Genomic DNA, 24,552 nt, shown 5'->3' with positions numbered 1-24,552 from the left:
TTCGCCTATTTGCGCGTGTCTCAACCGGTAAACTATTGAAACTATTAAAAGTCAGGCATCGCACAACAGTTGTTCTGTACTGAAATCAGGAATCCTTCCATGACCGATCAGTCCGGTGAACCTCCCCAGGATCAGCCTCAACAAGTTCGCTCCAGCCATATCGGTGCGCTGGTACCGGCTAATGTCGCAAGAGGAATCTTCAGCACGGGCGTGGCCGTGCTGCAGGGAAATCACGAATTCATTGTCGATTTCCTGCTGCAAATGCAGCAGCCGCAACAGGTGGCCGCTCGAGTCATTTTACCGCCGGCGGTCGTACGGCAGTTTCTGCAGGCACTTGCTGAAAATATCACAAAGTATGAATCTCGTTTCGGTGCCATTGTTCTGCCGACGGCCCAGCCCCCAGCCGCTCCCGCTACATTTGAACAGCCAGGAATCACAAAGGCGCCGGCCGTTTCGAGTGAATCGACTGCCGGGTCTGGCGTTCAAAGTCCCGAAACAACAAAACACTCAGCCGAAGACCTGTATGATCACCTGCGTCTTTCCGAAGAGGTGATGTCCGGTCAGTACGCCAACGCCGTGATGATCGGTCATACAGCCAGCGAGTTCTCATTTGACTTCATCGCAACGTTTTATCCCCGTTCCGTTGTTGTCCAGAGAGTCTTCCTGTCCGCCCCGAATGTTCCCCGACTCAGGGACTCACTTGCCCAGTCATTCGAACAGTTTCTTCGGCGCACCGGCAACCCGCCTCCGCCGGGCAAAGGCTCCGGTCAGCCGGAACACAACTAACACCGGAACCAGCCACTCACAGTTACGATTTGTGACAACAGGCAACGTAACGCCAGCCCCAACCGGGCGGTCGTGACTGAGCTCACCGACCGGACAATACACTGCCGGGAGCCGAACACTCCTTCAGAATGCCCCGAACAAGAGAACCAGACATCGTTGTGCGTCCGGATTCCGGCTGGACTCATTCCGGTTGTTTGGTGCGGGCAACTTCCATTTCGGCCGACATATCGCGAGGGATCAAAGGCATAACAACAAGTTCTTCGATGACCGTACGCTGGGGCAGCGTTGCCGCCAGATGAATGCAGCGAGCCACATCGTCCGGCTGCATCATTGTTCGTCTGGCTTCTTCGTCGGGAACTGCCGGACGGCCCATCAGTATCGGAGTGTCAACCTCGCCCGGTACGATCACCGTCGCACGAATCCCCTGATCTCTGAGTTCGCTGTTGAGACCGTGAGAAAATGCCCGCACGGCGGCTTTGGCGGCGGAATAGGGGGCACCTCCCAAAATCCCTGGTCGTAACGCCGCCATGGATGATGTCGTGATGATTGTCCCGTGACCTCGTTCGATCATTCCCGGCAGAGACGCCTGTGTCAGACGATAGACGCCTTCCATATTTACTTTAAACACCGCATCCCATTCTTCCGGCTCCACGTAACGTACGGAGCGGATTCGTGATGAAAATCCGGCATTATTGACAACCACATCAATTCGACCGTAAGTATCCAGCGTGAACCGGGCCACAGCTGCAGCCTGATCGCCGATTGTCAGATCTGCCGTATGACTCACCGCGGTGCCTCCGGCTGCGGCAATTCGTTCGGCGACCTGCCTCAGCGGTTCCGGTCTGCGTCCCACCAGTACGACGTTGGCACCTTCATTCGCCAGTAACTCAGCCGTTCTTTCGCCGATTCCGGATCCGGCTCCGGTTACGATGGCTGTCTTATTCCTGAGTATCGCCACAAATCTCTCCAATTATTACACAGGCGTTCGTGAGTCCAGGGGCTGAGTCAACTGAAATTCGGGTCTGTCAATGTAGCGACCCGTCGTGCCCAATTCGGCCATGTGCAGCTGAAATCCGCAGAAGCCGTCGAAAGATCAGTTCCGCCTTCCACCGCTCGCCCGTGCTGGTTCTCGGTCAAAACCGGAACTCCCGGTTTGTACAATCTTCGCTGGCTTTACCAGGGAATCGTAATTCATCACGTGGAAGGATAGTCAATCTGCAGAAACACCTGTTACTATTATCGGTCACTCGATTCAGGGAAGGCTGCAGCAAATGTCCGCCGGTTTTCCCCAATGCTGCAGCCGAATCCGCGGCTGTCCACTTTGGTTGATTGTACATAGAAAAACAAAACATGACCGGCACTGGAAAAGGGCAGGATGATATGCAAACGCCCGAAGACGAAGCTGTCAGGAATCTGCTGGGCCTGGGAAATGACGAAGCTCCGCCGGCGACCGGGGAGTTACTGTTCGACGAATACGAAGATGGCGGTGGAGTCGACGACCTGCTGGGAATCGAACCGGAACCGGCGGACAGTCCAGCAGAGGAAGCAGACTCACCGCAGCCCGATGATATCGACGATGACGTGGACGATCTGATCGTCTTTGATGACGACGAGTTCGATATGTCGTCTGCTTTTACCCCATCTGATTCAGAGGCCGAACCGTTCGAAGACGAAGCAGAAGAATTTGATGAAGACCGGGATGGTGAAGACGGCGAAACGTTGAACCGGCTCGACGATGATGAAGACGATGATGAAGACGATGAACTGCTGTTTGATGAAGACGACGAAGACGAAATAGAAGAAGAAACCGCTGGATCTGCGAACGAGACGACACTCAGCCAGAAGACGTCCGCTGAAAAAGAAGAGCGAACTGACGACGATTCGTACTGGAACGAGCTGGACCGCTGGGTCTGGGACGATGAGCCTCCGGAAAACGCTGATATCAGCCAAGACTCCGAAGACGATCCGCAGACTGCGTCTGCTGCCGCTGAGCCGGTGTCTACCTCGGATACTGAGACCGAAGAAGAAACAGAGGAAGACCAGCCGCGACGCCGTCGTCGAGGACGTCGCGGTCGACGCGGTCGTGGTCGCGGACGTCAACATACGGAGACGACTTCGGAAAGCAGCGACTCTCAGGATGCTCGTGCCGAGGATGGGGCCGACGACGAAGACAATTTGAATGAAATCCTGTTCGAAGAAGCCAGCGAAGATTTCGTGAGTGTTTCCCCGGCAGAGTCTCGGCATGCTCGCGGCCGGATTCGCTCGTCACAGGACGATGATGGCGATTCTGAATCGCCTGAAGAATCTGTTAACGAGGCAAACGATGAAGAAGAAGACTCGCGTTCTCGGCGTGGTCGCGGACGCGGTCGCGGACGTGGCCGACGCAGACGTCCGCGGCGTACCGAATCCGACGTGGATGGGCGTGGCCCGTCTTCTAAAGATGATCGGGATGAAGAAGACAACGAATTAGCGGACGATGTGGATCTGGACTTTGAGGCAGACAGGGAAGACACGGAAGACGAACGACCACCGAAGAGAAATACACGTCGACGGAGACCGTCTCGCCGAAGAGATAGAGATCGGGATGAGGTCGCGGAAAGCCGGTCAGAAACGGAACGTCCCTCCCGTTCACGGAGTCGCGAAACACGCGAAGAGGAGGACCGGGAACCACGTCGTCGAGGCAGACGCGAGGACCGGGAAGTCGCTTCCGTCTATAAGAATGTTCCGACCTGGGAAGAGGCAATCGCTTCGTTAACGATCAAATCCCCAGGTGCTGATCATGCCGATCGTCGAGGCTCTCGACGTCGGGGTCCTCGTCGCCGTTAGGCAGATGGCCATTGATTTCAGTGACCGAAACGCGCCATGAATGCAACGGATGGATTTTACACAGCCGTTCGCGGCCCGTCACTTTGTCACCCATCGTGACGGATGGCACGATGGAAGACCTGACCATTGATCACCACGCCTGGATAATCGCGCTGTTATCGAGATCGCCACCACCGTTTTCCTGGACGCGCTGCAGTAACACTCGATGTAACTCAGAGATTGGCAGGTGTGTCTCGGCCGTTTCGGCATGACTAAGGATCAATCGTACATCTTTGAGGTGCTGACTGAGTCTCGCCTCGGGTGTGAATTCTTGGTGGATCATCTTTAGGCCCTTGGCATCCATGACACGCGACGACGCCGCACCTGACATGAGGATTTCGAGCACCGTGTTCAGATCCAGACCGAGGTTCCTGGCGAAATGCAGGCCTTCTGCCAGTGCCGCGCGGTTCAGGCCCAGCACCAGATTTGCCACGAGTTTCATTTCCTGTCCGCGGCCGGTCGGCCCCAAATGATGGACGGTGTTGGAAATTGCCTGCAGGATCGGCTGGCACCGATCGAACGCCGTTGAAGAGGCTCCTACCATAAGAACCGCGTCGCCCCGCCGAGTCACGTTACTGGATCCCAGCACGGTAGCATCGACCAGTTCGACATTGATGTTCCGCAGAGTTTCTTCCAATACCTGCGTCCGTCGAGGATCGCCTGTTGTGGTGTCGATAATCACCGTATCCGGCTGCAGATGCGGTTGAATGGTTGTCAGGACCTGTTCCACGACCGTGGAATTGGGCAAGCACAGTACAATGGTTCCTGCGTCGAATGGCAACGATTTTACGTTGTCCAGGGAATACCCACCCATTGCGGCAAAACTGTCCAGGGCCGCCATGGACGTGTCGTAGCCGTGGACGGTCAATCCTGCTTGCAGCAGACGTTCTGCAAGCGCGCTGCCAAGCAGACCGATTCCAATAAGGCCGACGTCTTGCAATTCGTCACTCACTGTCGCCATTCAGGATACCGTTATCGGGGCCGAACAACTGCACAGAACCACCGCATTCGTGTCACCGCAGGTTCCGTCATCGAATGAATCTGATACCACGATGTCGTTTGCCACGATATCAGGAATTCACCACAAAGCCATAGTGTCGGCCATCCCCTGAATATTGCGTGGCCAGCAAAAAAACCAGTTCCGGCGCCGTTGTTCCGGCATCTGTATCAGGGGCAGTTGTTGCCGTAACGTTTGTGATTGCTCCGGTTCGCCTGATTGTTAAGTGCGGGAGACGATTGTGAAATCTGCTTCTGACAGGGTTGGCAATCTTGATAAGGCCATGACAAGCCGGTAGAAGACGGATGTGATCACATCCGGTCCCTTGGCTCAGTTGGTTAGAGCGTTCGGTTCACATCCGAAAGGTCACAGGTTCGAGTCCTGTAGGGACCACTCCACACACCTCTGGAACCCGAAAACCAAGCGTTTTTGGGTTCTTTTCATTGGTAGTGATGCTTGAGATGAGTCCTTGGGACTCATTGACGCTTATTGATGAGTCCCTTTTTGAGTCCCATCATTCAGATGAGTCATTTTGGTGCCGTGAGGTGGACGCTATGAGTCTGCTCGAATGGTTTGCGTTCTACTTCGCCTGTCTGCTTCCAGACACTCTCCGTGACGCTCAAGTCGGCCACGTTGTTTCTCTTTCAAATCGCGGTTGTTGTACGTCACCAAGTCACCACCTGCCAAAAATCCACGCAATGCCGATTCCAAATCATCGCCATTCGCGAGCACTGGTAGTTCATATGGTTTCACGAATGAGAGACACGGCTCTTTCGCGATCTCGCACATTGACCCAATGAACTCCAGCAATCTGAAGAAGCTCCTGAGTGATCTGTTAATGGCGAGGCGTTAGAGGGCCGTTGCGAGGCCACGAGCGTGCGCCATCGCGCTCGCCAGCAGTTCGAAGGAGCGCACCCGCGCGTGGTGGTCCCAGATCGCCGCCGCGACCATTAGTTCATCAGCACCGGTGGCTTCGATCAGTGGATCCAGTTTGGCTTTGATGGTCTCGGGCGAGCCGTAGAACGAACAGGCCAGCTTAGAGGAAACCTGGCTCTTCTCCATCGGCGACCAGAAGTTCTCGATATCATCAATCGGGGGTGGCAGCAGACCGCGCGTGCCGCGCACCATGTGGGTGGATTGTTGCTGCGGCGTGGTGAACAGACGCCGCGCCTCATCCTCGGTATCTGCGACAATGACGTTGCAACCGACCATCACATAAGGCTCGGCGAGCTGAGCCGAGGGTTCGAATTTCTCCCGGTAGATCGATACTGCCTGCATCAACGCTTGCGGAGCGAAGTGCGAGGCAAAGGCATAGGGCAGTCCCAGTACGGCAGCCAGCTGCGCGCCAAACAGGCTCGAACCGAGAATCCATAACGGCACATTGGTATTCTCGCCGGGAATCGCGTGAATTGCCTGGTTTTCCTGCGGTGGACCGAGCAGGGCCTGCAGTTCGAGCACATCCTGCGGAAAGTGTTCGGAGGAGCCTGGACCACGGCGCAACGCCCGCAGCGTGTGCTGGTCCGTCCCCGGCGCCCGGCCCATACCCAGGTCAATACGCCCGGGATACAGGGTTGCCAGAGTGCCAAACTGCTCGGCAATCACCATTGGGGAATGGTTCGGCAACATGATGCCACCCGCCCCGACACGGATGGATGTTGTCCCCCCCGCAACGTGGCCGATGCACACCGCCGTCGCAGCGCTGGCAATGCCTGCGAGATTGTGGTGTTCGGCCAGCCAGAAACGTTTGAAGCCGGCGGACTCGACGTGCCGGGCCAGATCGAGGGCATTGGCCAGCGCATCGGCCGGGGTGAAGCCTTCACCGATATAGGCTAGGTCGAGAACGGAAAGATCTACCATGATGCCATTGTAGCGAAGCGGTGCCATGCAGCGATACGCGTGGCACCCTAATACCACAGGGGAAAATTAAGTCGCCATTAATAATCTGAAAGCCCGTGCATTAGCTCAAAGTCAACTCGTGGCCAGTGAGAGGGAGGTCCCGGTCTTCGATTGAAGTTGCGGTAAGTTCCTCGTCCGAAATTTCAATCGTTGCTGGCGTCTGTTGTCAGCTCGTTCAGCAGTACCTTGTATTTGTAACTGTTGGATGTGTAAACGCTGTCAGGGTATTCGCCCAGAATGCTGAGGTAGAGTTCCAGGTGATGTTTTTCGCGGTCTTCCAGCAGCGAAAAGTTCGACAACTGTATATTTTTGGGTTGATCGGGACGCCGGTCATCGATGGCTGTGAGGGTTGTCTTTTTGAGCGCCGCTTTGGTCTCGTCGATTTCACCAATGACCAGGGGATAACGAGGTGAGTTGCCCCGGGGCGGTGTACCGCAAATATTGCCGACCCAATACAGTTTTCCCGTTTGACTGTGGCGAATCATGCGGTGGATCGAGGACGGGGAATAAAAGCTGGTGCCGTCGTCGTATTTCCATTCGCGGGGAGGGCTCAGCGTTTTTCCGCCGTCGGACGAAACGCTGAAGAATTTTCGACCGGGCAGGGTTGCTTTTTCACCCGTCCAGCCATGAGTCGAGCCTCGCCACACAATTAACAGACGGCCATCTTTCAGTTCGGCGACGGCGGGTTCCATCAGCCCTCGGGCGGAGTGCAGCGGCGAAATTTCGATACGGGCCCCGGGCGTCCACACATAGTTGTTCTCGCCCGGGTTCCATCGTCCGATGAACACAACCGATCCCATTTTCCACGCGCGGCTGGCATTGCCTTTGTCGCCCGGGGCGTTGGCATGAGCCACGACGTGAATGAGCGTGCCGTTGGAATGGCGGATGATGTTGTTGCCGAAATAGGCCTGGTTGGAACGGAGGAACCTGGCGTTGTGAGGGTCGTCGGGATTGAAATCCGTGCCAGCTTCGTAACGAAGTTGGACGGGCATCGACCAGGTTTGTCCGAAATCGCGGGAGAATCGCGAATAGGTGAAGCAGTTGTAAAGGCCATTGATGGCAATCTGTCTCAGCCAGACCCCAACGAGCAGGCCGGTTTTCCTGTCGTAAAATCCGGCCCCGCCTGTTTCTCTGAGTTCTTTGCCTTTGTAATAAACGTCGGAGGATGCCAGCGGACGCGAGGGACTCCAGGTTTTACCGTTATCGGAGGAGAAGCGAGTGAAGCGCTCACTGTAGACATCATCGCGAAATTCAACACTGTGGGTTTCCAACCGTTCGAGGTGGGGACCCACGTAGCGGACGGAAACGAGCGCCCCTGCTCCTTTTCGCGGATATTTTTTGTAGACCTCTTTTTGCACGGTGACGATAGGTCGATTCACGTACCACGGCAAAACGGAATCGTCACCTCGCACCAGCGAGACCGTTAAGAACAATAACAGCAAAATGAACACGGGCGTTTTCATGAGGGTTGGTCAAGTAAGTGATGGCTGATGCGACGCAACTATTGCGATGCTGAATCCGAATTTCTTTCACCTGTGTGGGGAAAGATTCCTGGGCAGGTCTGGTAGGGCGGTCACTGACTGATCTGACAATTCGGCAATGCCGCCTGGAGTTTGGCGACTCCCGCATCGGTGACCTGAGTGTCCCTGAGGTTAAGCTCCTTAAGACTCGTCAGTCCCGTCAGGTGCTCCATCCCGGCATCGGTCACCTGTCGCAACCGCCAAAGGTCAAGTTTTTCAAGACTTGTCAGTTCCCCCAAATGTTTCAGTCCGGCGTCCGTGACTGCCGTGCTCATCAGGTTAATCCTCACAAGATTCGTCAGTTCCCTCAGATGGACCAATCCGGCGTCGGTAACTTTGCCGGCCTGCATAAGGTTAAGTTCCTTAAGATTAGTTAACCCCTTCAGATGTACAAACCCGGCACCCGTGATTTGTGTCTTCTGCAGGTAAAGCAACTCCAGATTGGTCAATGTTTTCAAATGCTCCAGGCCGGCATCTGTGATTTGGGTGTTACTGAGTTCCAGTTCCTTAAGACTGTTCAGTTGCCTCAGGTATTGACCCCCTGAGTCGGTGATATCGGTTTTGTTCAGGTTAATTTTTTCGACACGGCCTTCGTCATCTGTAAAAACCGATGCCCCCATTTTTTTGAGAGCAGCAAGATCCTGTCCGCACCCGGTTACTGGCAACACCATCAGTAGCATCAGCTGAAGTCTGAAAGGGCACTTCAGACAAAACCTTGTCATCTTTTCACTCCTGGCGGGTACGGCGTGTCGAACTGGAAACTGCGAGGCTGTTTATTCCGGGTTCAGTGGCGAATACAAATCGACATCGGATATGTGCTCGTCGATCTCTTCGCGAAGTTGCTTCAGACGTAGGAACTCTGCCTCAATGATTGAGGTACACCGGAGGTCGACTGTAACATTCCTGCCCGATTCTTTGACCTGGATGTTGGCCCCAGTTTTTCCAACTCCGGGGGCATTTGCTGTTCTGTCGTTGCTTCTTATGGCATTCATTCGATGAATCGAATTCCAAATACCTTGGCGTCAGTCAAACGAAAGTGCAGAATCAGATCCTTCCCGCGAAGCTTGGTGAGATCTGCACCGTCTTTCCACTTGAGTGGCTCCCAGATTGCATCGCCGTTGAAGGGAATGCAATCATCGAAGTTATAACCGGGTAACACCTTGGTGCCCCTGCCGTAGGGTTCGTGCAGCGCGACCTCGACCATTCCGTTCCGCGGTGTCCGCGCGTTGATCGCGATTTGTGTTCCGTCGAACGTTCCAAGTGACCGACTCCAGAATTCGCCCCGCTCGGCGGCCTCCAGACCAGCCAGCCGTCCGTCCTCCCAGGTTGCCCAGCCCAAATCGTAATGATAAATCCAGCCGCTTTCGTAGAGACTCTCATGGTCTTCATTATGCGTCTTCCTTGCTCCGGCGTACGGTAAAGCCAGGCGACCGTCCGGCAGGTGGACCATGTTGGGTGCAGCGTAAATGACACCGCTGTCCCACTCGCCCGGCGCCCCCAGCTCGATGATCGTATCGTGCGTCATCCAGTTCCACGTGCGATTATTGCGGCTGACGGCCATGCGCACATCCACTTCATCCGTGCTGTGGTGATAGATACCCGGGAACAGGAAACACAGCGACGGGTCGTCGGGGTAGAACGTGAAACCGTTCGTATAATAATCGTCAGCCGGAGAGTCCTGCGGCCCCCCCGCGAGGAATACTTCGGCAGGTGGCCAACTCCGAAAGTCGTCCGTTTCGCTGCGAGAAATAGCTCGGCCATCAAGATGGCCGCGGAAATAACCCACGTATTTTTTGAGGATCGGGTCCCATGCCGCGATATTGGCCGTGTCATGAAAGTACGGCAGAAGCGGGTCGGGTAAGCGCGTCCAGTGAATGCCGTCCGGGGAGACGCACCCGTAGAGTCCGCGCTGTTCGAACGGCGGCTTGCCTTCGATGTCGGGCAGCATATCAAAAGTAAAACACTTGTAGCGTTCTGAAGACGGCGCCGAATCGTCGCGGAACACACAGCTTTCCCAGCAGTAATGGGTGATCACATTGGTCGGCTGGTCGTCAAAGCGGTACACATCCAGTCCCGGTTTCGTCCAATGCATGCCGTCATCGCTTTCCGCGTATGCCAAAACATGACCCACCGGTTTAACTCCGCCGTCCGGTGGAAAGAACGCCTCCCGGGCGGCATCGGTCAGCGCGACGCGGTACCAACAACGGTACTTGCCGTCCTCATGAATGACGGTGTGGTAAGCCTCCACATTCTTCTCCCAGGGGCGATCCGCGCGGAGCCACGGTTCGGTCTTGACCGGTTTCTCAACAGTAAACCGCACACCAAAGGGCATCTTCAGACGCTTCATGCCGTGTCCGGACAGGTCCACGATGATATTCCAGTCTTTCTTCAATCGAGCGATACCCGGATAGGCGCTTTTCGGCACCCGCGCCCGATCGTAGGTCGGTGTTAATCTGCCTTGGTCTACGTGTCGACGGTCCAGAAACAAAGCCGTCAGTTGCCCACTCTTTTTGTTCGACTTTTCCTCAATCGTTTGCGCGTTGGCGTTCGGATTCGGGAACGTCGTCATCAGACCGAACAGGACGACCACGACCGTCACTTTGAGAACACGACGTTTCAGACATTGAGATGTGGCCACAGGATCACCATTTTTATTGAAGGTTACCAAAGAATATTGTTGAACAGCTGAGTGGCTGTATTCCAAGAGATCTGCGTTGTTGCGTTTGATAATTATATTCCTGCACGTGTACGAAAAGGGAGCCTGGGACGCCAAATTCTGTACTCGACCAGGACAGACGGTCCGAGGCGCAAACCTATGTTCACCCGCCTCTGCGACCAAAATACTCAGACCCAAGCCTTATTTTATAACTTGATTTCGAGTGTCTGCCACCGGCCCGACACTGGCCACCTGTGGCGTCGCTGGTGAGCAAAGATTGCACTATAAACCGTATATGCTGATGTCACTGTTGTTTGGTACAGGGAATACGAGGTCTCTTTCCATGTTCAACCGAATGCTGGTGTGCGCTGTTTTCATGTTTTCTTTGTGCCGGCTGGATGCTCAGGTGGACATGCCACAGGTTCTTGACAGCCGGTTGGCGATGACGCTGTTTGCGCAGGAACCCGAGATCGTGACCCCGACCGGAATCGCGGTGGATCGGCGCGGCCGTGTCTTTTGCATTGAAAGTCATACTCACTTTCCTCCTGACGGCTATGCGGGTCCTGAAACAGACCGCATCCGGATTTATGATGACACCAACGCCGATGGTCGTGCGGATCGGATCACCACATTTTTTGAAGGTTCATCGGCCACAATGAACATGGCATTTGCGGCCGACGGATCACTGTATGTGGCGACACGGGCAAAAATTTTCCGGTTGCACGATCAGAATGGCGATGACAAGCCCGATTCGAACACACTGGTGATCGATCTTCAGACCAATGGCAATTATCCGCACAACGGACTGTCGGGACTCGCGTTTCAGAACAACAGACTGTACTTCGGTTTCGGTGAGAACCTGGGTCTGGATTATAAGCTCGTTGGTTCGGATGGAACGGTAATCTCCGGTGGTGGTGAGGGAGGCAATGTGTTTTCCTGTGCGTTGGATGGTTCGAAACTGCGCGCCGTGGCCACCGGATTCTGGAATCCGTTCGGCCTTGCTTTTGACAAGGTCGGAAACCTGATTGCCATCGACAATGATCCGGACTGGCGACCACCCTGTCGGTTGCTGCACATTGTTGAAGGTGGAGATTACGGATATCGCTTTTCGCATGGTCGCCGGGGGACCCATCCGTTCACCGCCTGGTTCGGCGAATTACCAGGGACCCTGGGAATGATTTCCGGTACGGGAGAAGCACCCAGCGGTCTTCTGCGCTATGACCGAGTCAGTCCTGATCCGCAGACCAGCAGCCTGTTGTGTACCTCATGGGGACTGCATGCTGTTGAGAAATATGATCTGGTCCCCAGTGGAGCCTCTTTTCGGGCTCGCAGTATGACACTCATCAAGGGAGGAATCGATTTTCGCCCGGTCGGGATTGCAGCGGCTCCAGATGGAACCATGTATCTCAGTGACTGGTGCAAACGCTCGTACCAGCTGCACGGGTTCGGACGTATCTGGAAGATCACCTTTGACGGCAGGAGTGGTCAAACACCGGATAATCATTCTGCGCCTGTTTCTTATCCGTACCGGCAGACAGACGTTGTTTCGAGGCAGCGGGCAGCGAACCTGCTCTCTGCGGAACGCATTGATTTTCCAAGGGCAATTCAGACGGCTGTCTCAGCACTGGAGAAATCCTCCCTGATTCGACGCAGCGGCGGAAAAATCAAGCCTCGTGTGCTGACAGAGGTTCTGTCCGATCCGGACCCGTTTCTCCGGCAGGCGGCACGTCATGCTTTGCTGGAAACAGTAGATTCAGAATTCCTGACGCAGATGGATCCGCCGAAAGATCCCCGCATCCGAACGGGTCTGGCAATGATCATGCGGAAGCTGTCTTCGCGTCCCGAAGCTGCGGCACGGATCAGGCGGTTACTCAAGGACACAGATCCGAATGTTCGCTTTGTGGCTCTGCGGTGGATTGGAGAAGAGAAACTTTCGGAATTTCTGCCACAACTGGAGCGTGAACTTCACTCGCGTTCCATGACAGGACGCCTGTTCGAGTCTTATCTGGCGGCGATTGATATGGTCGCTCGTGATCGGCCCGGTGCAGAATACGAGCGGCGCGAAACCGAGTTGTTAAGCGATATTTTGAGTAACAAACAGACCCGGTCGGATACGCTGGTGATCGCTCTGCGAAAGCTGCAGAGTGCACACCTCAGAGACGCGTTCAGCAGCGACCATCCCGGACTAAACATGGAACTGCAGCAGAATCTGTTAAGTCACACCAGCACCGCTGTGGTTCGCGAAGTGGTCGCCACGCTCAGAGATTTTGGCTCGCCGGAGTCGAGACAAATACTGATGGATGTCGTCCGAAATAAAAACGATTTTGGTGGTGCAGCAAAAGATGCCATTATTGCACTGGATCCGACCGACAGGCAGCAGCGGCAGCTGTTGCTGGAGATTGTGTGTGAGGACAACGAATATTCGACGGTCGCCCGACAAACCCTGATTGATACAGCATTCAGTGAAGCCGAACTGGAACAGTTGCGTCAGCATGAGGTGGATCCGAATGACGTATTTCGTCAGTCACAACGGACAGTCACGCGTCAAACAAACCGGCTCGACGGAATTCAGCAAAGACGGGTGGCTGCTGATACGGAACGCGGTCGACTCATCTTTTATAATCCACGATTCGGCAAGTGTGCCCGATGCCATCAGATAGACGGACGAGGCGGAATTGCCGGACCTGATCTGTCGAATCTTTTCGGTATGTCGGACGAGAGACTGCTGGAATCTGTGATGAAGCCCAGCAGAGAAATTGCCCCGCGACACACTCCCTGGTTAATTCAGACATCGGACGGACTGGTCCGCACGGGTGTGCTGATCACCGAACGCGGAAGTGTCCAGACATATGCTGACGCTCGTGGTGAAACGTTTCAGGTGAATTTCGATGACATCGAAAGCAGGCAGCAACTTAGTCAGTCCCTGATGCCTGAGGGGCTGCTCGACCAGATGTCAGATCAGGAAGTGGCTGATTTGCTGCACTATCTGCAACACCGAAACTAGTCGCTGGTCGTCCCTGTTCCGACAGTGTCAGCAGACACCCAGCCCTGAAGTCCATCCGCTGATTCAATCTGCACGTAACTTCCGCCGTCGTTCACGATGCGGACCTTGGTGCCGACCGGGAGTTTTCCATCCGGCGGACGGCTCTGCTGTGGGCCGGTGGAATAGTACTCCGTTTCGGTGATGATCACCGATTCCGTTACAGGGCCGGCACCGGAAGCGGTCATGGCGTCTGTCCCCGTACGGCCTGCTGTATCGCCTGGTTGAGCGGTCTCCGTGTTGGGTACGGACTTTTGTTCCGCAGAGCTGCATCCACCAACCATGAGCGTCAGGACAAACAGAAATGCTCGCATAGATCCCTCCGATCCCTTCAGTACAGACATGAGGCAACTTAGGGTTTTGCTGCGGTAAAGAAAAGAAGGATGTTGCCGCATAGGCAAATTTGAGAGCTAAGCTCAAGCGGAACGAACAAAGCGAGATAGTGGAGGTCAACCGCCTATGGCTGTCCCGCAGCGCCCAATACCGGTTCGCGGCTGTCGTCCGCCATCGACTCGATTAAGTCTGCGAGTTTTGGACTTACCTTTGAAACGAACGGTTTACGAACGTCTCTGGTGCTGGAGAAAAAGTAAAGGCGTATGCTGGGGCTGACCAGTCAGCAGCAGTTCCGGCAGGTCCCCATTTGCTCACCATCGCCGAAAAAGGTGAGTGTTGTATATGCAGACGCTTCTGTATCATGTTCTGAGGTGATTGTCCGAGTGCAAAGAAGTCTCAGAGGACTGTGCTCATGACGCTGGAAGTGTTCGTATTTTCGCTGTTGGGGTCCTTCCCCTCGCTGTTGGTCTGGATAACCGGACTCGTTGCCTGTGTGTTTCGTTACTCCACCGAAGGCCGGCGCTGCGTTCTGGCCGGCGCTGGATTGAGTTTGTTTTTGTTGCTGCAAGTGACGATTTTCTTCGTGCAGGACTTCATCCTCAATACGGTTCTTGAGGGGGAGTTTGGCGAGGGCGGACTTCCTTTTAGTGCCCGCGTCTTCCTGGGGAACCTGATCGTGTCGTTGCCTTACGCGTGCGGCTATGCCTTGTTGATCTGGGCTGCCGTCGGACCTGTTGCAGGAAAGCCTGCGGAGGCTGGTCCTGCCGCGACGTCTGCCCCTGCACCGTCCGCGTGATCCGACCGGTCCCATTTTGTCACCATCATCCCGTCATTTGTTTAATAGAGTGTTATATGTCAGCCAGCGCCGCGGCCCGTTCAGTCAGTTGATCATGGCAGAAAGGTGAAGAACAATGAAATCCCGACTGTGGTAAAATGCGATGGCATACTCCACGACTGTAGATTTTGTGAAACGTGCCGCCCCGAAGCAGTGAATGACGGAGGAGAAGTCATGAAACCCGTTTTTGTCTTTCCGGACGGCATGTGCCTCAGTGGAGTCATGACCTGGTCTATGGATATTTGCCGACGACTGAACGAGTCCGGGGAAAACGTTGCTGTGATCAAACATCCGGATTACGGTGTCCAGATGTCAACGAGACTTCCATCGGACATGCAGGTAGTTCGATGTCAACATTCGACTCTTCCCAATGGCCCGAACCTGGATTTACGCGACATCAGGCAGTTCACTAAGGATTACCGTCGGGCTTTGCCCGGCACAGTGATTCCTAACTGGAGTCGTGGCGCTTATGCAACCTGTTCCCTGATATCGCAGGAGGATCCCGAATCCCTTCGAGTCATCGGCTACGCTCATTCTGATGAAAATTATTACTATGAGCTGCTGTACTATTATGAGCCGCTGATTCACCGTTTTGTGGCAGTGAGTGATGAGATTGCAGCGAAGCTTGCAAACAGAATGCCTCATCGGGAAAAGGACATCCTCATTCGCCCCTATGCGGTGAATGTGGATCGCGGTTTGCAACGCAGTTACTCCCGGCAGGATGTCCCGCTCCAGTTGATATACGCGGGAAGAATCATCGAACTGCAAAAACGCGTGACTGATCTGGTCCGTCTTGCTGAGGCTTTGACCAAAGAGGGTGTACAGTTTTGTCTGCGGATTGTGGGAGACGGACCCGACAAAGAGAGCCTGGTCAACAGAGTCGGTGCACTCGAAGAACGCGTTCGTCGACAGATAAAGCTGGTAGGCGCGGTAGGTATCGACGAGATGCCAAAATTATGGCTGTCGTCGGACATATTGATTTTGGTTTCAGACTACGAAGGTACTTCGATCTCAATGCTGGAAGCCATGGCCAATGGTTGTGTGCCGGTGGTGACCAATGTCAGTGGAATGGCAAGGCTCATCCAGCCCGGTCTTAACGGCTTTCTTGCCGAAGTTGGAAATACGGCAGAGATGGTCCGAATTCTGAAAATGCTCGACCGAGATCGCCCTAAGCTGGAGTCCGCGGGAGCAGGGGCGTTTGATGCGATTGTTGAACGATTCTCCACTGAAGATTATTTACAATGGTTGCAGAGTATGTTGGAGCATGTTTGGCAAGAAGCTCCACGGTCCTGGCCTTCCGAACGTCCGATTTTGCCCGAACTCGCAGAGCCCGTTCACATCGAAGAGAAGAGATCGCGACGCTGGGTTAAGTGGCTCCGGACGCAGTTTCTCCGCAGTCGAAACTCGTCATTCTAACGTGTCCGGCCCTTCACGATCCCGCAGCCCCGTGCGGGGAATTTTGGTGTTACTGAGGTCGACAAGATTAATCTGCCTCTGTTCGTTGAGGTCGACAGCAGCCCCCGGTCGCTCCAGCCGTTGTTCTGTCGTACAGCCACTGCAGAACATCACATCCAGGTCCGGTTCATCTGCATCGGCCTTTGGCTCTGACGCGACATGAGCAGATCTCAGAGGGCGATTCTGTATCCGAACCTGCACTTCAATTGTCAATTTTCAAATTGCGAGTGAAATAATCGGGGCTCACATCGTTGATTTCCGGAATGGTGAAATCTAACGTTTTCCATCCGTAGGATTTAACGAACTGGGGAGGGACTTGCTCAGCGGCGCTGGCTCCGGCCAACTCAAGAACAACCCCCATCGGCGCCGGACCGAAATCCCGTCCATGAAGACGGCGAGAAGGATTCACGCCCCATCGACTGCACACCGCGACCAGGTTAAACGAGACAAATTTCTCGGCCTTTAAATCGAAAACGGCCTGCCCCTCGAGCCTGGCATCGACACCCCGGGTTTCAGGTTCGGAAGTGCCAGACGCCTTGGCGTTCGATTTTGCTTCAGCCTGGGCTTCCGACGTTCGCGTTCGGCCCCTGAAATGCAACGAGATGAGATCTGCTTTTACATCGATCACCTCCGTCGACAGCTCTGCATGCTCCACTGCCTCTTTTGGATAGGATTCCGTGTTGCCTCGGACAAGATCAATAATGTGGAACCGAGCCAGCCTTTCCACCAGGTCGCGAGGAACTTCCTGCCTGGCGCCTCGGACTGGCTGAACTGGAACGAACGCACGTGCCTCTTCTTTTCGGAACCACGCATAATCCAGGTTGTACGCGTTCCTGTTGGGAAGCTTGCTGGTTTGGGACAGGTCACGGGCAATCACACTTAGCGCGAGGCCGTCTCGAGGATACTGGCTTGTGTGTTCAACATTGCCCAGCTCGCTCACAGTCCTGGCAAACACCTCCATGGTCATGAGACGCTCGGCTTTTGAAAGATTTTCCCATTTTTCCAATCCCTGTCGCAGATGCTTTTCGACTGTCCGCGCGTCGTGGATCGCCGCATGAGATCCAGCCAGCAGCAGACCGCTGGGCGTCACCACAAAGACGCCTTGATAGCCAGCCGCATCCTTGCACTGCTTGATCATGTTTTGGGCGAAGCGACTTACAAAATCCGTTCCGTTCTGCAGCCACTTACCCCACTTACCCGAGTGCTCAATCCTGTCGGCTGCGGGGACAACCATCTGGGACAATTCCTGTACCGCGGGGTCTGTCCAGACAAACTGTCTGGTGGAAACGCCGTTGCCTCAGGTGCAGCCCAGCGGATGTCCGTTCATCAGGAGGATCATGATCGGCTTGTCACTTTTCTGGCCATCCACCATGCCCTGCAGGATCGACGTACGCCACGGAATGTTCTGATATGACTGTTCGCCTGGTTTGAGGCAGATATCGTCGTGGCATTTTGCGTAATCGGCGGACAGCGATCGCATTTCCAGGGATTGATTCTTGTCCGCCCCTAAAGCGATCCCTACTGCCAGCAGCAGCACGGTGGCCATGTTTGCAAAAACGAACTTTTTCACAGGAATCTCCTGAGCCGTGTTTAGGTCCGACTTTTGAGTGGTGACAGAGTACAAACTCATATCTGACAACGCTTTCAATCTCCCTGGCTCCTTCAAAATAGCCGACGTCCCCCTCTATATCAAACCTCTTTCGATGGATTAATTCAGCCTGTATGTCGTGACTGCACCATCAGGCAGACCAGGAAATGAGGAGAACTCCGAAGCAGTAAGAGGCGGCGAAACATGTCAAACAGCATTGCCGCGTTTTGCAGAAACCTACAGTCACGCCAGACACAATCCCCGAAAGCAATCGCGGACGATGAGCCCGATCTGAAATGGCTGCAAACAACTTACCATCAGGGACGATGAGGTTTACGTGGTCCCGGACATACGGCCGGTAGCTATTTGAATGAAGCACTAACGTTGATTCGAATGCGACACCCAATACGGTCAGAGGAGCAACCAGTTGGCAAAGCCAGGCAGACAGGTCAAACAATCTTGAGTATGGTCGAACAGCTTGTATCGGAACAGAACACGGTAGAAGTAAAACCGGCCGTGAAATGAGCACAAAACAAGATCTTCAATTGAAACCTACAACTGCCTGGTATCAGACTGGTGGTTGATCGCAGCGGAACCATGGAGTAGGTATGAACAGACAACGAATCCGGTATCAGCTCGTTCACAGGTTACTGAATAATGTTGACTACCAATCGACATGGGTACGCTCCAGGTGCGACAAAGCCAATGGCATGATGGCCGTCTGTTCAGTGGATGACCGACCCGCTGTCGCTGACCTTCCATTAGACGAAACCCACTGAACGGGGAACCCGTCATGTACTGAATCAGACACTCGATGCCCGCCTGATCGCCGGCCGACCGATAGCGAGCCGGATTTCCATCTGCTAGAACAAATCGGCATTCTGCCATCATCACCAGGTTTGATGCATTCCGGCATACAGCCAAAATTATCATCAGCATACGACCGATTTGGTCTCAGTACCTGTATCCGCGGACGGTGACGGCAGTCCGACATTGTCTTCCAAATAGCCCTGAAGCATTCTCACCATGAACACAAACTCACTGAGCGGTAAGACAGCTGTGGTAACAGGTACAACCTCCGGTATTGGCCGTGCCGTTGCCATTATGCTGGCGAACCACGGTGCGAAAGTCTTTGGGGGTGATATTGCAGCTTCGACTGACGACGGTACAACGTTCACAGACCTTAACGTCACAACGACAAACTGTGACGTGACTACTGAACAGGACGTCATTCGTTTAATCGCCCTGGCAGCGACTCATTCAGGAAAAATTGACATCCTTGTCAACAATGCAGGTGTCGGCATGGTCAAACAAGTCCCTGATGTCAGCGAAGAAGACTGGGATTTTTGCATGGGTGTTAATGTGAAAGGGCCATTTCTTTGCAGCAAGCATGCCATGAACCACATGAGTGGCGGCGGGTCGATCATTAACATATCGAGCAATGCAGGGCTGCTGCCACGCGCTCACGACCCCGTATATTCAACCAGCAAAGGTGCATTGATTGCGCTGACGCGCAGCCTGGCCTTATGCCACAGCCCCGATCAAATACGAGTCAACGCTGTTTGCCCCGGCCCGGTGGGCGAAACCGTTATGATGGACCAGGGACTCCGGGAAACCGGTGATCCGGCTGCTGCCTACCAGGCGACTGTCGCTGCCAGCCCTATCGCTCGGGCAGCAGGTCGTATGATTCATGTCGATGAAATTGCAGCTGCGGTACTTTACTTAGCGAGCGATGCCGCACTGATGGTGACCGGGACCAGCATCGCCATCGACGGCGGCAAAAGCCTTGGTGTCCCTCCGAAACCATCTGACTGACTGTTGGAATTTTTGATTTCCGCCAGTCGACGAATAAACAGTCCTGATTCAGGTTTTTCGTGCGCGGGATGCCATTGCAGCAACCGGCGATATCCCACAATCACCGTGATCATTCTGCGGTACACATCACCACGGTCGACCAAACGAACGTACCCGGACGTTGAGTCCAGGTATAAGCCTTACACCTCTTCTTTTGCATCTTTGAACAGGAACGCACCGTCGACACGTAACATTTCGGCAGTCACATATTCGGCCTCATCGGAAACAAGAAAAGCGGCCGCTTTTCCGATATCCGACGGCTGCCCAAGTCGTCCCCAGGGAAGCTTGGCTCCTTCTTCCCGGAGTCGGTCTTCACCGAATGTCTCCTGTTCGCCAGGTGTATCGATCCACCCCGGTTCAATACAGTTGACATTGATGTGATGCGGGGCCAGTTCGAGGGCAATGGTGCGCGCCATGTGATTCAGACCCGCCTTGGCAGCATTGTATGCAACACAGGGCGTGTAGGGCATTTCGGCGTGGACACTTGAAATGAACAAAATTTTTCCGCCGCCGCCGCGTTCGACCATATGTCGAGAGACCACCTGACTAAGATGAAAACCACCAATGAGTGTGCCGGCGATAACCCGCTCGAAGTCATCGGGATCGAATTTCAGATATTCACACCACAGAATGTTTGCAGGATTACTGACCAGGATGTCAATCCGTCCCCTGGCTTCGACCGCTGCCGACACAAGTCGCTCACACTCCGATCGCTCAAAGACATTCGCCTCGATGGCAGTTGCAGACGGACACAGGTCCCGAATTTCCTGAAGAGTGTCGGCCAGATCCTGTCCGTCCGGACGGTCATTGATCACAAGGTCTGCGCCTCTCCGTGCCAGTTCTATCGCAATTCCTTTACCAATCCCGCGTCCGGCTCCGGTAACCAGTGCTGTTTTTCCCTGCAAACTCATGACGACTCCTGTTAATGCTTAACAAACTTCACAACACGGTAAACGTCAGTATATTAAACGCCCTGACACACTTTGGGGACCTCTGGAACTGTTGCGTCTTGTTCTGTCAAGTCCGTCTGCGTATCCTGTGCTGTGAGCCTACTTTATAAATGGTTTCCTGACCATCAGTGGTCGATTAAACTACAGATCGTTGATATTGGATTTTGGGTTCGGTTACGGGTCTTACGGTGGGAAATAACTCACGCAAGAGCAACCACTGCATGCTGTGACAGCCGTCAGCTGACAGGACATGCTTCTGCGGAGACGGGGCGATGATCAGTTTCCCGGTGTTACATCGAAAACTCATTTCAAATGGGGTCCTCGGCCATGTTAACAATTCTCGGCGACAGGACGGAACGATTTTGCGACGGTGTCCCCAGACGTGCGTTCTTACAGATCGGTGGTTTAGCGCTGGGAGGCATGAGTCTTCCACAGATTCTGCGGGCAGAAGCAGCATCGGAGATTCGCTCCAGCCATAAAGGGATCATCAATATTTTTTTGCCGGGCGGCCCACCTCATCAGGACATGTGGGATCTGAAGGTTGAAGCGCCTAAGGAGATACGCGGCCCGTTTCAGCCGATCGCTACAAGTGTTCCGGGAATTGAGATTTGCGAAGAATTCCCACTGCTTGCCGGCATCGCCGACAAATTCGTGTTCATTCGTTCCATCGTGGGTGCTGCGGTGGGGCATGCGGCATTTCAGTGTCAGACGGGTCGCAGTAACCGCGGTCCCCAGCAACCGTCAGGAGGGTGGCCGGCAATCGGCAGCGTGTTGTCGAAGACACAAGGTCCGGTACTCCCGTCTGTGCCACCATTCGTCGGTCTTTGCGCTCCGACGAATTTCAAAAGGTGGGGTGATCCCGGACATCCAGGATTCCTGGGTGTGGCACACGCGCCGTTCAAACCGAATGCTGAATCGCGAGAGAATATGACACTAAACGGTGTCACGCTTGACCGTCTGCGAGACCGCCAAAGTGTTTTGACGTCACTCGACCGCTTTCGTCGGGAGGCTGACGCCAGCCGTAAGATGGAAGGGATCGATGCTTTCAATGAACAGGCTCTGGGAATCCTGACTTCAAGCAAGCTTGCCGAAGCACTGGATGTGGAACGTGAGGACACGAAGCTCCGCGACCGCTACGGTCGCGGCACGCCTGCCAAACAGAAAGATGGCGCCCAGAAGCTGCTTGACCATTTTCTGGTGGCGCGTCGACTGATTCAGTCCGGCGTGCGCTGCGTGACACTGGCGTTCAGCCGCTGGGACTGGCACGGCGGCAATTTCACCCGGGCTCGCCAGGATTTCCCAATGCTCGATCAGGGCGTCACCGCATTGATCGAGGATCTCGAACGTCGCGACATGCTTGATGACGTGACGGTAGTGGTGTGGGGTGAATTTGGTCGAACGCCGAAGATCAACGAAAGAGGCGGTCGGGACCACTGGCCCCGAGTCAGCTGTGCTCTGATGGCTGGCGGCGGTATGCGAACCGGACAGGTCATCGGTGCTACAAACCGGCTGGGAGAATATGCAACGGAACGACCCGTTCACTTTCAGGATGTCTTTGCCACGATGTACCACAACATGGGCGTTGATGTACGACATTTGACGCTCAATGATCTTCAGGGCCGGCCACAGTATCTGGTCGACAACGACCGTTACGGCGTGATGCAGGAACTCGTCTGAACGCTCTGGTCATCAATCAATTGGTGGCGGAATGCGTCACGGTAACGGGCTGTTTATTTTTTGCGGTCGTACTGCTGACTTTACGGCTGCGGTGAATGGAAGTGACTCCCCGAACGTCATCACGTTCATACTTCTTCTGCTTCCCCGGATACTGCAGTGGAATGGCTCCGTGACTGCTGGTCTCTCAGAGCGATGTTCAGTTCACACGCGTGCTGTTCGACTTCCGCCCGGGCGGTTTCCTTCGCTGCTTACTTCAACTAATACCAGACCTCACGTGCTTTGATCGGCACCTAACTTCACCACGGCCGCACAGCGACGATTGCAGATACGATCGATTCCTGCCTCCGCGCAGGAAATCGCAATCTCGACAATCCGGATCGTCAAATTCGTCAATTGAAACTTCGAAGAAATGAGGGTCAAAACGTTTTCGACATAATATTTCGGTTAACGGATTCAGGGAGGGAGACTGGAACCGATGCTGATACGGCGTGATCTTTGCCAAAACCAGAGTATAATCTGCGGAACGGCTGTTCTGTGGCTGACTGATTTAAACTGATCTGTTCCTGGATCATGCGGCGACAGCGATTATGCTTATGAATCGGGCAGGCCACAGAAATGACACTCCGGTTTCGTGTTTTGATGTGCGCGACAGGTATGACGGTCACATGATACAACTCAGTCGTCGGGAAATTCTCGGGCTTTCAGGTTTTGGTCTTGGTCAGATCGCCGTTGCTGATTTATTGGGCGCGGAGGCATTGTCCGAATCTGAGGTCACGATACACAATGATCTTCAGGTTCGCAGAACTCATTTTCCCAGCAACGTCAAAGCCGTTATCCAGCTGGTTCAAAGTGGGGGCCCAAGCCAGATGGATCTGTTTGATCCGAAGCCCCAACTCTCACAATTGGCCGGCAAGCCACATCCGGACGGAGTGGAAATTCACCAGCCAAATAATGTCAATAGTCTGCTGCCGTCCCCGCTCAAATTTGGAAAATACGGTGAATGCGGCATGGACGTTTCCGAAGCATTACCCCATTTGAGCACCATCGTTGATGATCTGTGCTTTGTGCGTTCGATGCATACCGAGCACAACAATCATCTGGAAGGGCTCAACATGCTGCTGACGTGCAAGATCTTTCCAGGAAGACCGGTAATGGGAGCCTGGATCAGCTATGCACTGGGCAGCGAGAACAGGAATCTCCCGGCCTACGTGGTACTTCGGGATCCGGATGGCTACGCAGTTGGGGGAAAACAACTTTGGTCGAATGCCTTTCTGCCCGCTTTGTATCAGGGCGTTGAGTTCAGTACCCGCGGAGTCCCTGTTCACCACTTGAATCCCGCGACTTCTCTCCCGCGGGGAGCTCAGCGAGCAAACCTGGATTTCCTGGCAAAACTGAATCAGGCACACCATCGTGATCGACCGGGCGAATCAGAGCTTGACGCACGGATCGAAAACTTTGAACTGGCCGCCCGGATGCAACTCGAAGCACCGAAAGTCCTTGATCTTTCCAGTGAAACAAATGCAACGAAGAAACTCTACGGTCTCGACAATCCGGTCACTGCGAAATACGGTAAACGTTGTTTGATGGCTCGCCGTCTGGTGGAATCGGGGGTGCGGTTTGTGCAGGTGATGACCAAGCCTCTGCAACCATGGGATCATCACCGTGACATCCGCAAAGGAATGGATGATATCGCCCTGGAAACTGATATCGGGTCGACGGCACTGGTCAAGGATCTCAAGGCCCGTGGTCTGCTGGACAGCACGATTGTCATGTGGGCCGGTGAATTCGGCCGGCTTCCAACAACACAAAACGGGTTAGGTCGGGACCATAACCGTAACGCTTTTACGGTGTGGTTTGCCGGTGGAGGATTCAAAGCGGGACTGATTTACGGTGAAACAGACGAGTTTGGTTACAAGAGCGTGGTCAACCGGGTCAGTGTTCCCGATGTGATCGCCACCGTGTGTCACCAACTGGGGCTGGACCACAAGCGGGTACAGTATCCCCAAAGCGGGCGTCTTGAAACTCCTTCAGACGTGACGGTAACCGGTGCGAAAGTCGCTGGTGATCTGCTGACCAATCGTGTTGTTGACGGATAGCCGG

At 54.4% G+C, this 24,552-nt stretch carries 20 protein-coding genes and 1 tRNA gene; 9 read left to right on the top strand and 12 right to left on the bottom strand.

Translation table 11 applies throughout. The features are described 5' to 3' along the window. The first annotated feature begins 99 nt into the window (after positions 1-99). The gene (locus tag MK110_09395) at positions 100-786 is read left to right on the top strand and encodes a DUF3467 domain-containing protein (GenBank protein ID MCH2211505.1); all 687 of its coding nucleotides are present in this window, start codon (positions 100-102) and stop codon (positions 784-786) included. 181 nt (positions 787-967) lie between these two features. Here MK110_09395 and MK110_09390 read toward each other — a convergent pair whose 3' ends face one another. Further along, entirely contained in the window at positions 968-1,744 is a 777-nt protein-coding gene (locus tag MK110_09390) for an SDR family oxidoreductase (GenBank protein ID MCH2211504.1), read from the bottom strand. Between the two features lie 392 nt (positions 1,745-2,136). Here MK110_09390 and MK110_09385 point away from each other — a divergent pair, with 392 nt between their 5' ends. Continuing rightward, entirely contained in the window at positions 2,137-3,612 is a 1,476-nt protein-coding gene (locus MK110_09385) for a hypothetical protein (protein MCH2211503.1), read from the top strand. A gap of 130 nt (positions 3,613-3,742) precedes the next feature. Here the strand turns inward: MK110_09385 and MK110_09380 are convergent, their stop codons facing one another. Beyond that, positions 3,743-4,612 carry an NAD(P)-dependent oxidoreductase gene (locus MK110_09380; protein ID MCH2211502.1) on the bottom strand — a complete coding sequence of 290 codons (870 nt, stop codon included), beginning with the start codon at positions 4,610-4,612 and terminating at the stop codon, positions 3,743-3,745. A 355-nt stretch (positions 4,613-4,967) separates the two neighbouring features. On the opposite strand from MK110_09380, the gene MK110_09375 reads away from it, so the two are divergent. Continuing rightward, positions 4,968-5,041: transfer RNA gene (locus MK110_09375), tRNA-Val, on the top strand. A gap of 159 nt (positions 5,042-5,200) precedes the next feature. On the opposite strand, the gene MK110_09370 is transcribed toward MK110_09375, so the two are convergent. The 5 genes from MK110_09370 to MK110_09350 form a co-directional block, all read right to left on the bottom strand. Continuing rightward, positions 5,201-5,437: a hypothetical protein gene (locus MK110_09370; protein ID MCH2211501.1), complete on the bottom strand. Its 237-nt coding sequence runs from the start codon at positions 5,435-5,437 to the stop codon at positions 5,201-5,203. Positions 5,438-5,497: 60 nt separating this feature from the next. Then, complete coding sequence (locus tag MK110_09365; GenBank protein ID MCH2211500.1) at positions 5,498-6,532, bottom strand: LLM class flavin-dependent oxidoreductase; 1,035 nt, start codon at positions 6,530-6,532, stop codon at positions 5,498-5,500. Positions 6,533-6,687: 155 nt separating this feature from the next. After that, positions 6,688-8,007, bottom strand: a complete 1,320-nt coding sequence (locus tag MK110_09360; GenBank protein MCH2211499.1) for a glycoside hydrolase — start codon at positions 8,005-8,007, stop codon at positions 6,688-6,690. Between the two features lie 110 nt (positions 8,008-8,117). Then, positions 8,118-8,744, bottom strand: coding sequence for a hypothetical protein (locus tag MK110_09355; protein MCH2211498.1), 627 nt, complete (start codon positions 8,742-8,744; stop codon positions 8,118-8,120). 308 nt (positions 8,745-9,052) lie between these two features. Then, entirely contained in the window at positions 9,053-10,663 is a 1,611-nt protein-coding gene (locus MK110_09350) for a hypothetical protein (GenBank protein ID MCH2211497.1), read from the bottom strand. A gap of 280 nt (positions 10,664-10,943) precedes the next feature. On the opposite strand from MK110_09350, the gene MK110_09345 reads away from it, so the two are divergent. Next, positions 10,944-13,724, top strand: a complete 2,781-nt coding sequence (locus tag MK110_09345; protein ID MCH2211496.1) for a c-type cytochrome — start codon at positions 10,944-10,946, stop codon at positions 13,722-13,724. Here the strand turns inward: MK110_09345 and MK110_09340 are convergent. Further along, positions 13,721-14,074 carry an SH3 domain-containing protein gene (locus MK110_09340; GenBank protein MCH2211495.1) on the bottom strand — a complete coding sequence of 118 codons (354 nt, stop codon included), beginning with the start codon at positions 14,072-14,074 and terminating at the stop codon, positions 13,721-13,723. The two genes, MK110_09345 and MK110_09340, sit on opposite strands and share 4 nt — an antisense overlap. A gap of 431 nt (positions 14,075-14,505) precedes the next feature. On the opposite strand from MK110_09340, the gene MK110_09335 reads away from it, so the two are divergent. Together MK110_09335 and MK110_09330 are read left to right on the top strand one after the other, a co-directional pair. Beyond that, complete coding sequence (locus MK110_09335; GenBank protein ID MCH2211494.1) at positions 14,506-14,889, top strand: hypothetical protein; 384 nt, start codon at positions 14,506-14,508, stop codon at positions 14,887-14,889. Between the two features lie 213 nt (positions 14,890-15,102). Beyond that, positions 15,103-16,344: a glycosyltransferase family 4 protein gene (locus MK110_09330; protein MCH2211493.1), complete on the top strand. Its 1,242-nt coding sequence runs from the start codon at positions 15,103-15,105 to the stop codon at positions 16,342-16,344. On the opposite strand, the gene MK110_09325 is transcribed toward MK110_09330, so the two are convergent. From MK110_09325 to MK110_09315, 3 genes are all read right to left on the bottom strand, one after another. Then, entirely contained in the window at positions 16,336-16,584 is a 249-nt protein-coding gene (locus MK110_09325; GenBank protein ID MCH2211492.1) for a hypothetical protein, read from the bottom strand. The two genes, MK110_09330 and MK110_09325, sit on opposite strands and share 9 nt — an antisense overlap. A gap of 1 nt (position 16,585) precedes the next feature. Further along, on the bottom strand, positions 16,586-17,617 hold the full coding sequence (locus MK110_09320; protein ID MCH2211491.1) for a hypothetical protein: 1,032 nt from the start codon (positions 17,615-17,617) through the stop codon (positions 16,586-16,588). Positions 17,618-17,680: 63 nt separating this feature from the next. Beyond that, the gene (locus tag MK110_09315) at positions 17,681-17,953 is read right to left on the bottom strand and encodes a hypothetical protein (GenBank protein ID MCH2211490.1); all 273 of its coding nucleotides are present in this window, start codon (positions 17,951-17,953) and stop codon (positions 17,681-17,683) included. A 1,044-nt stretch (positions 17,954-18,997) separates the two neighbouring features. Between MK110_09315 and MK110_09310 the strand changes: the two genes are divergently transcribed. After that, positions 18,998-19,786 (top strand): SDR family oxidoreductase, encoded by a 789-nt coding sequence (locus tag MK110_09310; GenBank protein ID MCH2211489.1) that lies wholly within the window; start codon positions 18,998-19,000, stop codon positions 19,784-19,786. Between the two features lie 179 nt (positions 19,787-19,965). Here MK110_09310 and MK110_09305 read toward each other — a convergent pair whose 3' ends face one another. Continuing rightward, a complete protein-coding gene (locus MK110_09305) occupies positions 19,966-20,736 on the bottom strand; it encodes an SDR family oxidoreductase (GenBank protein ID MCH2211488.1) in 771 nt (256 codons plus the stop codon). Between the two features lie 366 nt (positions 20,737-21,102). Here MK110_09305 and MK110_09300 point away from each other — a divergent pair, with 366 nt between their 5' ends. Together MK110_09300 and MK110_09295 are read left to right on the top strand one after the other, a co-directional pair. After that, on the top strand, positions 21,103-22,452 hold the full coding sequence (locus MK110_09300) for a DUF1501 domain-containing protein (protein ID MCH2211487.1): 1,350 nt from the start codon (positions 21,103-21,105) through the stop codon (positions 22,450-22,452). Positions 22,453-23,117: 665 nt separating this feature from the next. Continuing rightward, the gene (locus tag MK110_09295) at positions 23,118-24,548 is read left to right on the top strand and encodes a DUF1501 domain-containing protein (GenBank protein ID MCH2211486.1); all 1,431 of its coding nucleotides are present in this window, start codon (positions 23,118-23,120) and stop codon (positions 24,546-24,548) included. Positions 24,549-24,552: the final 4 nt, after the last annotated feature.

Origin of the sequence: Fuerstiella sp. (assembly GCA_022447225.1) — a bacterium.
Taxonomy (GTDB): Bacteria; Planctomycetota; Planctomycetia; order Planctomycetales; family Planctomycetaceae; genus S139-18.
The sequence above is the reverse complement of the archived record's forward strand: the minus strand, read 5'-3'. Positions and strand labels throughout refer to the sequence as shown.

Bases quoted from the DNA above. Each gene is read 5' to 3' on its own strand.
- MK110_09340 (MCH2211495.1), bottom strand. From the start codon at position 14,074: ATGCGAGCATTTCTGTTTGTCCTGACGCTCATGGTTGGTGGATGCAGC.
- MK110_09310 (MCH2211489.1), top strand. From the start codon at position 18,998: ATGAACACAAACTCACTGAGCGGTAAGACAGCTGTGGTAACAGGTACA.
- MK110_09395 (MCH2211505.1), top strand. From the start codon at position 100: ATGACCGATCAGTCCGGTGAACCTCCCCAGGATCAGCCTCAACAAGTT.
- MK110_09300 (MCH2211487.1), top strand. From the start codon at position 21,103: ATGTTAACAATTCTCGGCGACAGGACGGAACGATTTTGCGACGGTGTC.
- MK110_09365 (MCH2211500.1), bottom strand. From the start codon at position 6,532: ATGGCACCGCTTCGCTACAATGGCATCATGGTAGATCTTTCCGTTCTC.
- MK110_09385 (MCH2211503.1), top strand. From the start codon at position 2,137: ATGACCGGCACTGGAAAAGGGCAGGATGATATGCAAACGCCCGAAGAC.
- MK110_09370 (MCH2211501.1), bottom strand. From the start codon at position 5,437: ATGTGCGAGATCGCGAAAGAGCCGTGTCTCTCATTCGTGAAACCATAT.
- MK110_09360 (MCH2211499.1), bottom strand. From the start codon at position 8,007: ATGAAAACGCCCGTGTTCATTTTGCTGTTATTGTTCTTAACGGTCTCG.
- MK110_09380 (MCH2211502.1), bottom strand. From the start codon at position 4,612: ATGGCGACAGTGAGTGACGAATTGCAAGACGTCGGCCTTATTGGAATC.
- MK110_09320 (MCH2211491.1), bottom strand. From the start codon at position 17,617: ATGGTTGTCCCCGCAGCCGACAGGATTGAGCACTCGGGTAAGTGGGGT.
- MK110_09305 (MCH2211488.1), bottom strand. From the start codon at position 20,736: ATGAGTTTGCAGGGAAAAACAGCACTGGTTACCGGAGCCGGACGCGGG.
- MK110_09335 (MCH2211494.1), top strand. From the start codon at position 14,506: ATGACGCTGGAAGTGTTCGTATTTTCGCTGTTGGGGTCCTTCCCCTCG.
- MK110_09330 (MCH2211493.1), top strand. From the start codon at position 15,103: ATGAAACCCGTTTTTGTCTTTCCGGACGGCATGTGCCTCAGTGGAGTC.
- MK110_09295 (MCH2211486.1), top strand. From the start codon at position 23,118: ATGATACAACTCAGTCGTCGGGAAATTCTCGGGCTTTCAGGTTTTGGT.
- MK110_09355 (MCH2211498.1), bottom strand. From the start codon at position 8,744: ATGCTACTGATGGTGTTGCCAGTAACCGGGTGCGGACAGGATCTTGCT.